Source organism: Prevotella sp. P3-122 (assembly GCF_002251365.1).
In the GTDB taxonomy this organism is placed as follows: domain Bacteria; phylum Bacteroidota; class Bacteroidia; order Bacteroidales; family Bacteroidaceae; genus Prevotella.
This window is the reverse complement of sequence record NZ_NPJH01000038.1, coordinates 44,192-57,594: the sequence shown is the minus strand read 5'-3', so window position 1 is coordinate 57,594 and position 13,403 is coordinate 44,192. Positions and strand designations below refer to the sequence as shown.

General features: G+C 51.2%; 9 protein-coding genes. 7 read left to right on the top strand and 2 right to left on the bottom strand.

Annotated elements, in window-relative coordinates; translation table 11 throughout:
- Positions 1-275 precede the first annotated feature (275 nt).
- A complete protein-coding gene (locus CIL02_RS07325) occupies positions 276-1,082 on the top strand; it encodes a hypothetical protein (protein ID WP_141210156.1) in 807 nt (268 codons plus the stop codon).
- Between the two features lie 228 nt (positions 1,083-1,310).
- Here CIL02_RS07325 and CIL02_RS07320 read toward each other — a convergent pair whose 3' ends face one another.
- Complete coding sequence (locus CIL02_RS07320) at positions 1,311-3,017, bottom strand: Na/Pi cotransporter family protein (RefSeq protein WP_094400422.1); 1,707 nt, start codon at positions 3,015-3,017, stop codon at positions 1,311-1,313.
- A 119-nt stretch (positions 3,018-3,136) separates the two neighbouring features.
- Between CIL02_RS07320 and CIL02_RS07315 the strand changes: the two genes are divergently transcribed.
- The 6 genes from CIL02_RS07315 to CIL02_RS07290 all read left to right on the top strand — a co-directional run bounded on the left by CIL02_RS07315 (position 3,137) and on the right by CIL02_RS07290 (position 12,245).
- The gene (locus CIL02_RS07315) at positions 3,137-4,798 is read left to right on the top strand and encodes a nucleoside kinase (protein WP_094400420.1); all 1,662 of its coding nucleotides are present in this window, start codon (positions 3,137-3,139) and stop codon (positions 4,796-4,798) included.
- Positions 4,799-5,182: 384 nt separating this feature from the next.
- Complete coding sequence (locus CIL02_RS07310) at positions 5,183-7,096, top strand: 2-oxoacid:acceptor oxidoreductase subunit alpha (protein WP_094400418.1); 1,914 nt, start codon at positions 5,183-5,185, stop codon at positions 7,094-7,096.
- A 41-nt stretch (positions 7,097-7,137) separates the two neighbouring features.
- Positions 7,138-8,142, top strand: coding sequence for a 2-oxoacid:ferredoxin oxidoreductase subunit beta (locus CIL02_RS07305; protein ID WP_094400416.1), 1,005 nt, complete (start codon positions 7,138-7,140; stop codon positions 8,140-8,142).
- Positions 8,143-8,695: 553 nt separating this feature from the next.
- Positions 8,696-9,529, top strand: coding sequence for a metallophosphoesterase (locus CIL02_RS07300; protein WP_094400414.1), 834 nt, complete (start codon positions 8,696-8,698; stop codon positions 9,527-9,529).
- Positions 9,510-10,238 (top strand): hypothetical protein, encoded by a 729-nt coding sequence (locus tag CIL02_RS07295; protein ID WP_094400412.1) that lies wholly within the window; start codon positions 9,510-9,512, stop codon positions 10,236-10,238. The genes CIL02_RS07300 and CIL02_RS07295 overlap by 20 nt, the downstream gene beginning before the upstream one ends.
- Before the next feature lie 42 nt (positions 10,239-10,280).
- Positions 10,281-12,245: a glycoside hydrolase family 97 protein gene (locus CIL02_RS07290; RefSeq protein WP_094400410.1), complete on the top strand. Its 1,965-nt coding sequence runs from the start codon at positions 10,281-10,283 to the stop codon at positions 12,243-12,245.
- A 58-nt stretch (positions 12,246-12,303) separates the two neighbouring features.
- Here the strand turns inward: CIL02_RS07290 and CIL02_RS07285 are convergent, their stop codons facing one another.
- Positions 12,304-13,326, bottom strand: coding sequence for a hemolysin activation protein (locus CIL02_RS07285; RefSeq protein ID WP_094400408.1), 1,023 nt, complete (start codon positions 13,324-13,326; stop codon positions 12,304-12,306).
- Between the last annotated feature and the right edge of the window lie 77 nt (positions 13,327-13,403).

Sequence of the window (13,403 nt, the reverse complement as noted above, 5' to 3'; positions counted from 1 at the left end):
TGGAAATAGTCTTGTTGAACAGTTATCTGAGAGGTGTCTTGTCAGTATGTCTTTGTTCATCTGCAATCTTAATTAATAGACTGCAAAATTACAAATTCAAATCGTCGCGCATTCAAACCTGCTCATAAATGACTATATTTCAGCAATTTCAAAGAACAATTCGTTCATTTTAACGGGACAGTAGTGAGACAAAGGCTAACTCATATCCTGTAAGACTTAATTAATCTTACCCAACTATCCACCAATGTGCTTTGCGCCAACATTGGTGGATAGTTATGAATATAGTAGAAACATCCGTTTATATTATGGCCAATAGAATTGTTGTACTTTATGTTTCTCACATCATAAGTGATGTTTATATAGAAAGGTATTGGTGTCTACGAGAGCTGCTACCTACGGAATTATATGATGTAGTATGGATTATAACGCGTAATAATCGTGATGAGATACTACTGCCAGAAGGAGTAAATGCCAACATTTATACAACAGATGATTTAAATAGTTTGGAATATAACCCTATAGGCGATACACTGATACCAGGCAGTCCACATTTCATCCCTCTCCGTTTCTTCCTTGACAACCCTCAATACCGTCATTATTGGTTTATAGAATACGATGTGGTGTTTACGGGCGAATGGTCAACATTGATGTATGACTGCGATGGCAATCTTGATGACTATGACTTCCTGAGCAGCCATATTGAGAAATATGGAGAGGGGAACAGGGAATGGCCGTGGTGGCATAGAGATAATAACTGCAGATATGCCTTGGAGGAATGTGTGAAAGGGTTTAACCCTATATGCAGGTACTCGAACAGGGCTTTGGCTCTGCTCGATAGCTACATGAAAGAAGGACACTCGGCACACTCGGAGGTGATGATTACCACATGCCTGCATAACCACGGCATGAGGATAGCAGACATCGGTGGAACAGGGGAGTTCACGCCTGAAGGCTACCGTAACCGCTATTATATAAAAGGTGTGGGGATAAACAATGGCACCATGCGCTGGCGTCCGCCATTCACAATGGAGGAGATTGAGGCGCTGGGAACTAAGGACAGGTTATTTCACCCGATAAAATAACATACGATCAGACAATTTAGTATATCTTGCGTGGATTATTGTTTTCATGTTGACATCCTTCGTCCGCCTTGTGGACAAAATCTGTGTTATCCGTGCAATCCGTGGAAAACAATTCCTCCTAGCCTTTACATCGAGCTTACGTTAGAAATTACACAATAACACAGCAGGACCTCGGGGGGGATCCTGCTGTGTTTTATTATCTTTTATATGCCTGAAAAGGCGGAGTTGCTAATAGCCTCTCTGGCGCAAGCCCATACGGGCCTCAACAACGTTTACGACATAGTCGCCAAGCTTCTCGCACTCCTGGATAATGTCCATGTACATAGTGCCGATGGCGTAAGTGTACTTGTGGTTGTTGATATCATTGATGTTCTGGCTCTTGAGCTGATTGCGGAAGTTGTTTATCTCGTTCTCGATGTTGAACGAGCGGTTGGCGTCAAGCTCATCCTTATGCCTTACCAGTGTGATATTCATCTGTACAAGGGCGTTGTGCGTAAGCTCGAACATCTGATGAACATGCTCGTATTGGCTTGGGATAAAGTCTTCCTTACCCTTAATCTTCCGGTTGATGGTGCGCGCAATGTTATAGCAGCTGTCACCGATACTCTCTATCTCGGAAATCTCCCTGAGCATGGCCCTTATCTTGGCCTTGGTGTCATCACTGAGGTGTGCGTCGCTGACCTGGTCGAGGTATTTGGCAATCTCTATCTCCATACTGTCGGAGATGCCCTCGTACTTCTCTATACGCGAGAATAGCTTTACGAACTTGCTCTCGTCCTTTTCCTCAAGCAGTTCTCTCACCATGCCGAACATGCGCTCTATGCGCTCGCCGAAAGAGTGGATTTCCTTCTGTGCCTCAAGCACTGAGAGCTCGGGAGTCTTCATGATGGTGGTGCCACCGATATATCTCAGGCGGAACTCCTCGTCCTCTTCCTTATTCTTATTCTTAATGAGCTTGCATACGAGCTTCTCTATCTGCGGAATGAACCATATCAGCACACCGGTATTGGTGATATTGAAACATGTGTGGAAGGCGGCAAGCACCACGGGCAGCTTCACGGTGAGTTGCTGAACGGTGTAGCTTGTGCTCTTCGGGTCGTAGCCTACGAGCGAGCACACGAGGTCAACGAAGGGATAGAACAGGCACATCACCCATACAACACCGATGACGTTGAACACTAAATGCGCCAGTGCCGCACGCCTTGCCTGTGAATTAGCTCCAAGTGCCGCAAGGTTGGCAGTGGCGGTGGTACCGATATTCTCGCCCATCACAAGGGCTATACCGAGATAAATGGGCAACACGCCAGATGAGCATAGCATGATGGTAATGGCCATAACAGCTGCCGATGACTGCACTATGCAGGTGATGACGGTGCCAATGAGCAGGAATATGATAATGGTGAGATGGCTGCCAGTGTCGAAAGAGCTAAAGAAGTCGATTACTGCAGAGTTGTGCTCAAGGTCGAGTTCCTTGCCGGCCGTACTGAGGAGCACAAGAGAATAGAATAGGAACGCAATACCAAAGAGGAAATCGCCAACGTAGCGCTTGCTCTTCGAATAGATGAGCATGATACCCAGGAAGAAGGCTGGATAGACAACGCTCGTGAGGTCAACGCTGAAACCGAGACTCATAATCCACGCCGTCAGTGTTGTACCGATGTTGGCACCCATAATGACGGATATTGCCTGAGCAAGCGTAAGGAGCCCCGCGTTTACGAAAGACACCGTCATTACGGTCGTTGCCGAGGACGATTGCACGGAGCAGGTTACAAACATACCGGTGAACATACCGGTGAACCGGTTCTTTGTCATCGTCCCGAGAATATGGCGCAACTGTGAGCCTGCCATCTTCTGCAACGCCTCGCTCATCACTTTCATACCATAGATGAGCAAAGCCAACGAGCCGATAATCTTAAAAAAAATCCAAATCGACATAATTTAACTTTTATTTTGTGGTGATTGCTTTGTTGTGTCGCTAATTAGGTGTATATTTGCCTGAAATGGCATCGTGCCTTTTAATACTATTCCACTAACCAAGTAAAACCTACACGGAAATGAAACAAGTAATACAAATCCGTTGCAAAAATAATAAAAAAAATATAAATGTAGCAATCGGAAGCACACTTTCTGAGGTTTTTAGCCAAATTAATCTGGAAATGCCCTATGGCCCCATCTGCGCCAAAGTGAACAACAAGGTGGTAGGCCTCCATTACAGGCTTTACCACAACAAGGACGTTGAGTTTCTCGACATGACATCCGGCTCTGGCTCACGCAACTATACCCGCACCCTGTTCTTCATACTGAGCAAGGCCGTGAAAGACCTGTGGGGTGACGTGAGGGTGGTGATAGACATACCCGTGAGCAACGGCTACTACTGCGACCTGCAACTCGGAAGACCAGTAACGGCCGACGACGTGGCAAGGCTGAAGAGCCGCATGCAGGAAATCATTGCCGCCGCACTACCGGTAAAGAGGCACGAGACTACCACCGACGAGGCTATAGAGCTGTTCAGCAGGCTCGGAGACACCTCGAAGGCCCGACTGCTGAAGACCACGGGAAGGATGTACACTGTATATTACGACATCGACGGCTACTACGACTACTATTACGGCTCACTGCTCACCAACACGTCACAGATATACCTCTTCGGACTCGATCTGTATTACGATGGCGTACTGCTGCGTATTCCGTCGGTCGACAATCCAGGGCAGCTCCCACCCATGATTCAGCAGAACAAGCTGTTCGAGATATTCAAGGAGCACCACCGCTGGCAAGATCTTCTCGGCGTGCGCACGGTCGGTGACTTCAATGCTGCCGTGGATGCCGGACATGCCATAGACCTGATAAATGTCAGCGAGGCATTGCAGGAGAAGAAGATAGCCCGCATCGCTGACGAGATAGCCAGCCGAAAGGGAGTGAAGCTCATACTGCTTGCTGGACCGTCGTCGAGCGGCAAGACCACCACATGCAAGCGCCTGTCCATACAGCTGCTCACCAACGGCATCAAGCCCTTGCAGATATCACTCGACGACTATTTCGTTGACCGGGAGCTGACACCGCGCGACGAGTCCGGCGACTACGACTTCGAGAGCGTCAGGGCACTGAACCTGCCTCTTATGAACGAGCAGTTCAACGCACTGTTCAATGGCGAGGAGGTGGAACTGCCACGCTATGACTTCCCGACGGGCAAGAGTGTGAAGAGCGGCAAGAGGCTGAGGATGAACCCCGACAACGTGCTCATCGTCGAAGGCATACATGCGCTGAACCCTGAGCTGACGGCACAGATACCAGAGGAACTGAAATACCGCGTGTACGTGTCGGCACTGACAACGATACTCCTTGACGACCACAACTACATACCAACTACAGACAACCGTCTGCTCCGCCGCATCATACGCGACTATAAATATAGAGGTGTAGACGCACGAGAGACCATCAGACGATGGCCAAGCGTAAGGGCAGGCGAGAACAAATGGATATTCCCATTCCAGGAAAATGCCGATGCAATGTTCAACTCTGCAATGCTCTTCGAGATTGGAGTAATCAAGCAACAGGCTGAGCCGCTGCTTGAGCAGGTACCGGAAAACTGCCCCGAGCACTCGGAGGCATACAGGCTGCTGAAGTTCCTGAAATACTTCAAGCCCATGCCCTACGACGACATCCCTCCCACAAGTCTGCTTAGGGAATTCCTCGGAGGCAGCTCGTTTGTTTATTAGGGGGTCTAAGGACGAAGGGTGAAGGGCTAAGGACTAAGGGTGAAGGTCTAAGGGACTAAAGTAATATTGTACCCAAAAGGGGGAAATTCTGTAGTTCCCGACACGCGCTGTAAGTGCAAAAGCGTTACCTGTCTCTGCTGTTATATATGCTTTTGCGCTTACAGCGCGAAATCATTGAGAAGCCATAAGTCTCGTTAGAGAAATCTGAGTTTGAACAAACTAATGACCTGACCAGCCATCCACGAGGCTAACAGCGCAATACACTTACAATTAGTAAGTTTACGCAAATATTTAACTAAAAAATGCCAGTTTTGTTTGGCCAATTGCCGAGCAAACGTTAACTTTGCCGCAAGTTAACATAAAAATTAGATTTTTATACTAACCATGACTGAAGAAATTGAAATTAAGGAACTGAGTGAAGTGGTAGTCCGCTTCTCCGGCGACTCCGGCGATGGCATGCAGCTGGCTGGAAACATCTTCTCAACTATTTCGGCAACCGTGGGCAATGGCATTTCGACATTCCCCGACTATCCTGCTGACATCCGTGCCCCGCAAGGTTCTCTCACTGGTGTGAGCGGTTTCCAGGTACACATAGGTAGTGGTCCCGTCTATACTCCTGGCGACCAATGTGACGTACTTGTGGCAATGAACGCCGCCGCACTGAAGACGCAGTACAAGTACGCCAAGCCCCAGGCCACCATCATCATCGACACTGACAGCTTCGGAGCCATGGACCTGAAGAAGGCCGATTTCAAGACCGACGACTATCTTGCCGAGCTTGGCATAGACCCAGACAGGGTTGTGGCATGCCCCATCACACAGATGGTGAAGGCCATTGCCGCTGACAGCACAGACAGCAAGACAGCCCTTAAATGCCGCAACATGTTTGCGCTTGGACTGGTATGCTGGCTCTTCAACCGCGAGGTATCGCTTGTCGAGAACTTCCTGCGTGAGAAATTCGCACGCAAGCCGCAAGTGGCCGAGCTGAACATCAAGGTTGTGAACGCAGGCTACGACTACGGACACAATGTCCATGCCTCCGTTCCAGCAACATACAGGATAGAGTCGAAGACCAAGGTGCCAGGAAGATATATGGACATCACGGGCAACAAGGCTACCGCCTATGGACTCATCGCCGCTGCCGAGAAGGCAGGGCTGAAGCTGTTCCTTGGCTCATACCCCATCACTCCAGCAACAGACATACTACACGAGCTGTCGAAACACAAGTCGTGCGGTGTCATCACCGTACAGTGCGAGGACGAGATATCGGGCTGCGCCAGTGCCGTGGGTGCGGCATTTGCAGGAGCACTTGCCGCCACATCAACGTCAGGTCCCGGTATCTGCCTGAAGAGTGAGGCAATAAACCTTGCCGTCATCGATGAGCTACCATTGGTGATTATCGATGTGCAGCGGGGCGGCCCCTCAACGGGCCTTCCCACCAAGAGCGAGCAGACAGACCTGCTGCAGGCTCTGTATGGCCGCAACGGCGAAAGCCCTATGCCCATCATCGCCGCCACCAGTCCTACCGACTGCTTCGATGCAGCCTACCGTGCGGCAAAGATGGCCCTCGAGCATATGACACCTGTCATCCTGCTTACAGATGCATTCATTGCCAACGGCTCGGCAGCATGGAAGCTGCCAAAGATGGACGAGTTGCCAGACATAAGGCCGCACTATGTCACTGAAGAGCAGAAATACAAGTACACACCATACGTTCGCGACCCGGAGAGCCAGGTACGCTATTGGGCAATACCCGGGCAGGAGGGATATACCCACATCCTTGGCGGACTGGAGAAGGACGGCAAGACTGGAGCCATATCTACAGAACCGGAGAACCACAACAAAATGTCGCACATCAGATACCAGAAGGTGGCACGCATACCCGTACCCGACATGGTGGTGGAAGGCGACGCCGATGATGCCGAACTGCTCATCGTGGGCTTCGGCAGCACCTACGGCCATCTGCTCTCTGCCACAAACGTTCTGCGCTCACGTGGCCACAAGGTAGCAATGGCACAGGTGAAGTTCGTCAACCCGTTGCCAGCCAACATAGCAGAGGTGCTCATGCGATACCCGAAGGTTGTCGTTGCCGAGCAGAACCTCGGACAGCTGGCCGCTCTGCTGCGCATACGCGTAAACGGCTTCGCACCATACCAGTACAACCAGGTGAAAGGACAGCCTTTCGTGGTCAACGACCTTGTAGAGGAATTTGAGCGTCTGCTTGAGACAAAGGCGGTGCCCAGCGGTGCCCAAACCTTCGACACCAAAGTACTGAACGCCCCAAACATTAATATCTAACGGCCGCAACGGCGACACAATAACCATTGACACAATACATCATGAACTATACAGCCAACGATTTCAAGAAAGGGCAGCCAAGATGGTGCCCGGGATGTGGCGACCACTTCTTCCTGGCAAGCCTGCAGAAGGCCATGGCCGAGATTGGCGTACCGCCCTATCAGACGGCAGTGATATCGGGTATCGGATGCTCAAGCCGACTGCCATACTATGTCAACACCTATGCCATGCAGACCATACACGGGCGCGCGGCGGCCATCGCCACAGGTGCGAAAGTCGTGAACCCAAACCTTACCGTCTGGCAAATCAGCGGTGATGGTGACGGCCTTGCCATTGGCGGCAACCACTTCATACATGCCATGAGGCGAAACATTAACCTCAACATGATACTGCTCAACAACCGCATATACGGACTAACCAAAGGACAATACAGTCCAACCTCTCCGCGAGGCTTCGTGTCGAAGTCCAGCCCATACGGCACTGTCGAGGACCCATTCCGCCCTGCCGAGCTGTGCTTCGGTGCCCGCGGCCGCTTCTTCGCACGCTCCGTAGCCACTGACGGCCCCGAGACCATAGCCATACTAAAGGCTGCCCACGAGCACCACGGAGCCTCCGTGTGCGAGATACTTCAGAACTGCGTAATCTTCAACAACGGTGCCTACGACTCCATATATAAAAAGGAGGGAAGGGCACGCAACGCCATCTACGTTCGTCATGGCCAGCCGCTCATCTTCGGCGAGAACAACGAGTACGGACTCATGCAGGAGGGCTTCGGACTGAAAGTGGTGAAGATTGGCGAGAACGGCATCACCGTCGACGACATCCTCGTTCACGATGCCCACTGCGAGGACAACACCCTGCAGCTGAAGCTCGCCATGATGGACAACGAGCACGGCTTCCCCGTGGCACTCGGAGTGATACGCGACGTAGAGGCTCCAACATACGACGAGGCCGTGAACGAGCAGATTGCAGAGGTGAGCAAGCAGAAGAAATACCACAACTTTGAGGAGCTACTTGAGACCAACGATATCTGGGAAGTGAAATAATCTTCACTGTCTGACAACACCTATCATCAACCAGGGTAAACCACACCGTAGGGCATGGCTTACCCTGTTTTTTGTTCTTGCATAAACTCATTACGGGCCATTTGCCGGTTCTGCAGATTTTCCGAGGGCTACAATGCCCCGTATGTTGAGTCTGTCCTCCCTTTTCTATTATCCAGAATAGTACTGACGATTTCAGTGCCAGTTTAGCCCACCTCTGGCGCAAAGCTTTGCAACCGCCAACGCAAAGCTTTGCAACTGCCCACGCAAAGCTTTGCAATCGCCAATGCAAAGCTTTGCAACCGCTAACGCAAAGCTTTGCCTGGTAAAAGCCTTCATTTAGTCGCGCTGTAAGCGCGTGCTGGTCAATGTATTTTCTGCAAGCATGTAGTCAGAGTAAATCAGGAACAGTTCCATTTTGGGTACAACAAACTGGATACCCTACTTAAAAAATGAAAAATACTTGTCTTGTCATGGTTTTAAAGACAAAAAGCCGTATCTTTGTACCCAGATGTTTGGACATCACTGTCCAAGACATAATGACCGAAGAAGCCAAATGAACATAACCCGTCTAACTAAACCTATTATAAAGCTTGCAGTAATACTGCTAATGACAGTGCTGCTGTTGCCGTCGTGCGACACCGTATTTGACATACACCCTTACGACACCCGTATAACTGGTGCGACAAATATCAACCAAAACAACATCGCCACTATAGAGAAGACGTGCGCAGGACGTGACACCGTGCGCATAGCCTTCATAAGCGACTCCCATCAGTGGTACAACGACCTTGGGGCGATTATTGACGACATCAACCGCAGGGACAGCATCGATTTCGTGGTGCATCTCGGCGACATCACCGACTTTGGCTCCACGCAGGAATATCTCTGGACACGCAAGAAGATGGAGAGGCTCAACAAGCCGTATGTCGTCATGCAGGGCAACCACGACTGCCTGGGCACAGGCAATGAGGCATACGCAAAGATGTACGGCAACAACGATTTCAGCTTTGTCGCCGGAAGGATAAAGATAGTATGCCTGAACACCAATGCCATTGAATACGACTATTCCGAGCCTATTCCCGACTTCGACTTCATGGAGCGGGAGGCCATTGCCGACACCACCGTCTTCGACCGCACCATTGTCTGCATGCACGCCGCACCCTTTAGCGAGCAGTTCAACAACAATGTCGTGAAGCCTTTCAACTACTACATCACGCAGTTCCCGGGCCTGCTGTTCTGCATGTATGGCCACGGTCACCATACCGAGGAGCACGACTTCTTCGGCAACGGAGTCATCTATTACGAGGTAGCGTCGGCATCAAAGCGTGAATACCGCATATTTGTCATCACTCCTAAAGGTTACAGCAATGAAGTGGTTCGTCTTTAGCCTTGCCATCATGGCCATATTGGCTCCTGTCAATGCATTGGCAGACAACAATACCGACAGCACACGTGTCAGCGACTCACAGTTGTACATTGGCGCAGACTCTCTTGCCGACATCAATCATCCTCTTGACTCTGCCACAAGAACAAGCAAGTACGACAAGAGGGTACACTACATGCGCCAACACTGGGCAAGTCTCATACCCACGCAGCACATCATGCAGTTTGCCGGCAACATGGGACTGGTATCGATAGGCGTGGGATGGGACTACGGCAAACGCCGGCAGTGGGAGACCCACCTGCTCATCGGTTACATACCCAAATACGACTCCCATCGCGCAAAGGTCACCATGACGCTAAAGCAGAACTACATCCCATGGTCGATATACCTTCGGCGCGGATGGGCCTTGGAGCCATTGGAGTGCGGACTATACTTCAACACCGTCTACGGTCACGAGTTCTGGGCGAAGCAGCCAACAAAATACTCTGGCGGGTACTATCCTTTCTCAACCAAGTTCAGGCCGAACATATTCGTTGGACAGCGCGTGACGAAGATTATCCCAAACAGCAGACGCAAGGCCGTGAAGAGCATAACGGCATTCTACGAGCTGAGCACTTGCGACATATACTTCATGAAATTCTACCGCAACGGAGAGGCCAAGTTCTGGGATGTCTTCGGACTGTCCATCGGAATGAAATTCCAAGTGTTATAATACCCTACAAAACCAATAAGAAAAACCTATAATACAAAAAACATGAAGAAAGCTATTCTATTATCCCTATCAGCTATGGCGGCAGCCACCGTTATGGCAAAGGATGTCAAGGTGACATCCCCCGACGGCAGGCTTGCCGTAGTGATAACCGACAATGGCGGCAAGGCTGCATACTCCGTAACCTACGACGAGAAACCCATGCTTACCCCGTCAGCCCTTGGCCTGCGCACCAATATCGGTGACTACACACAGGGACTGACCATCAAGTCGGCAGACGAGAGCAAGGTGGACCGCTCGTACACCATGACGAGGACAAAGACATCCTCGTCCCACTACGTTGCGAACAAGACCGACATAGTGTTCACTAACGGGAAGAAGATGGACATGACCGTGACGTTCATGGTTTCCGACAACGATGTCGCATACAGGTATACTCTGCACCGCGGCAATGGTGACAACCCAAAATGTGCCGTCATCTACGGTGAGGCCAGCGCATTCAACTTCCCCGACCACACCACCACTTTCATCTGCCCGCAAAGCGAGACCATGGTGGGATGGGAGCGTACAAAGCCATCATACGAGGAGGAATACACCGCCGATACCCCAATGGACGTGAAGTCGAAGTTTGGCGAGGGATATACCCTGCCCTGTCTTTTCCATATCGGCGATGACGGATGGGTGCTCGTTGGCGAGACCGGCAATGGCAGCAACTATGCGGGATGCCACCTCTCCGACTACGAGAAAGGCAAGGGATATACCATCGCTTTCCCGAACAAGACAGAAATGAACGGACTTGGCAGCGAGTTTGTGGGCATCACCGTACCGGGAAGCACGCCGTGGAGAACCATCACCGTAGGCAACACACTCAAGCCCATCGTAGAGACAACAATACCCTACGACCTTGTCGAGCCGCTTTACAAGCCGTCTCAGGAGTATAAGCCCGGACGCTACACTTGGAGCTGGCTGATGTGGCAGGACGGCTCGGTGAACTACGACGACCAGGTGAAGTTCATCGACCTTGCGGCAACCATGGGCTATGAGTATTGTCTTGTTGACGGACTGTGGGACAAGCAGATAGGCCGCAGCCGCATAGAGGAGCTGTCGAGGTACGCACAGTCGAAGGGCGTACGCCTGCTGCTATGGTACAACTCCAACGGCTTCTGGAACGATGCCCCACAAGGACCGCGCGGAAGGATGAACACATCGTATGCACGCGATGAGGAGATGGCATGGATGAAGCTCCACAACATTGCCGGAATAAAGGTGGACTTCTTTGGCAGCGACAAGCAGGAGATGATGAAACTGTATGAGGACATCCTCGTCGACGCCAACCGCTACGGGCTGCAGGTAATCTTCCACGGATGCACCATTCCACGCGGATGGGAGCGCATGTACCCCAACTATGTCTCCTCCGAGGCCCTGCTGGCATCTGAGAACGTACGCTTCACCGACCACCATGCCCGTCAGGAGGGCTTCGAGCTCACCATGCACCCCTTCTCACGCAATGCCCTTGGCAGTGCCGACTGGGGCGGCATCATCATGAACAAGCGCATGAACCAGGACAACAAGAGCGGACATCCACGCTACACATCAGACATCTTCGAGATTGCTTCAGGTATAGTCATACAGACAAGCGTCAACTGTGTCGCCATGTGCCCAAACAACCTAGATGAGCTTCCGCAGTTCGAGATAGACTTCCTCAAAACCCTTCCCACCACTTGGGACGAGACCAGGTATATAGACGGCTATCCCACACGCCATGTCGTATTGGCACGACGCACAGGCGACAAATGGTATGTGGCAGGACTCAACGGAACCCAGGAGGCCATGACGCTTAGGCTCTCGTTGCCGATGTTTGCCGGGAAGACGGTGACTTGCTACGTAGACGCTCCGAAGAAGAAGGGCGAGGAGCTGCCCACGCCAACAATGAAAACCATAAAGGTTGCCAAGGACGGTACGGCAAAGGTTACCATCCAGGGCATGGGAGGACTGGTAATTGTTGAATAGCCTGGATGCTCCGGACAGCCCTGAAGTCCGGAGCATCCAGAATTCATAGGGATGGGGCTCAGGAGAATTTTTCCTTCCCCATCCACTTATTAATTCTCTTGCTCAGCGAGCGCACGATTACGCTGAAGTTGCCTTCAGCAAGGTTATAGGCCAGCTCCTCCATGGAGCGGCCTATTTTTATCCATGGATGTCCCCAGCAGTTCACTTTATAGAAATGCTCCTTGTATTCGGCATACTCCATGACATGCGTAGGATGGACAAGAGGGAATTCTATCTCGAAATGCCTCATCTGGAAAAGCCTCCGCAACCGTCGGGGCATTGTCTGCAGGGCACCATAATGAGTGGAGTCAGCCGTGGCGCCGACATTGCTTATGAGGTTACGGGTGGGCATCACGGCAAGCCCGTTGTTCATAAGCATGTATGCCCAGAAAATGCTCTCGTAATATTCTTTTCCTGATGCCTTATGGTCACGGCAAATCTTCATGAAATTGCTCCTCACGCCACGTGCCTCTATCAGGCTCTCGAGCTGGCGGCAGGCAAACTCGTCGTCAAGGAACGAATAGCTGCCATCCCATTTGTCTATAACCCTCCGCCACGATGCCCAGCCCCAGATGGAGCACACAGAGGTAAAGAAATAGCTGTAGGGCACGCCGGGTGTCACCTCGTCGACATTGAAGCCGGCCACCATGGATATCCTGTCATCGTGCTCATAGCGGTCGAGCATCTCCTTGCAGAATGGGAAGAACGCCTGGCTTGGCTGGTCGTCATCCTCAAGCACGATGCACTTGTCGACTATCGAGAAGGCCCATTTCTGAGATATGTATTCAGACGGGTCGCAGCCCACGTTCTTTTCCTGGTACATACGGTGAACGTCACACTCCCAGTCTATCTGCTCTGCAATGGCACGGCATTCCGCTATTCCCTGCAGGTCTTTGTCCGACCTGGGGCCATCCTGATAAAGGAACAGCCGGGAGGGTCGTGCCTTGCGCACCTCGTCGAAGACAAGGCGGAATGTGGAAGGACGGTTGAAGAAGAGCAGCAGCACGGCTACGTCTATTTTGGCTGGATGTAATTCTCTCATTGCAATGCGGTTTAGGTTCGTTTTGCAAAGATAGGCAAAAAACTCTCATGTACCAAACTATTTCCTGAGAATAAGAA

What these genes read in the sequence shown, in the direction of transcription:
- CIL02_RS07325 (WP_141210156.1), top strand. Translation starts at nt 276, where the DNA reads ATGAATATAGTAGAAACATCCGTTTATATTATGGCCAATAGAATTGTT.
- CIL02_RS07320 (WP_094400422.1), bottom strand. Translation starts at nt 3,017, where the DNA reads ATGTCGATTTGGATTTTTTTTAAGATTATCGGCTCGTTGGCTTTGCTC.
- CIL02_RS07315 (WP_094400420.1), top strand. Translation starts at nt 3,137, where the DNA reads ATGAAACAAGTAATACAAATCCGTTGCAAAAATAATAAAAAAAATATA.
- CIL02_RS07310 (WP_094400418.1), top strand. Translation starts at nt 5,183, where the DNA reads ATGACTGAAGAAATTGAAATTAAGGAACTGAGTGAAGTGGTAGTCCGC.
- CIL02_RS07305 (WP_094400416.1), top strand. Translation starts at nt 7,138, where the DNA reads ATGAACTATACAGCCAACGATTTCAAGAAAGGGCAGCCAAGATGGTGC.
- CIL02_RS07300 (WP_094400414.1), top strand. Translation starts at nt 8,696, where the DNA reads ATGAACATAACCCGTCTAACTAAACCTATTATAAAGCTTGCAGTAATA.
- CIL02_RS07295 (WP_094400412.1), top strand. Translation starts at nt 9,510, where the DNA reads ATGAAGTGGTTCGTCTTTAGCCTTGCCATCATGGCCATATTGGCTCCT.
- CIL02_RS07290 (WP_094400410.1), top strand. Translation starts at nt 10,281, where the DNA reads ATGAAGAAAGCTATTCTATTATCCCTATCAGCTATGGCGGCAGCCACC.
- CIL02_RS07285 (WP_094400408.1), bottom strand. Translation starts at nt 13,326, where the DNA reads ATGAGAGAATTACATCCAGCCAAAATAGACGTAGCCGTGCTGCTGCTC.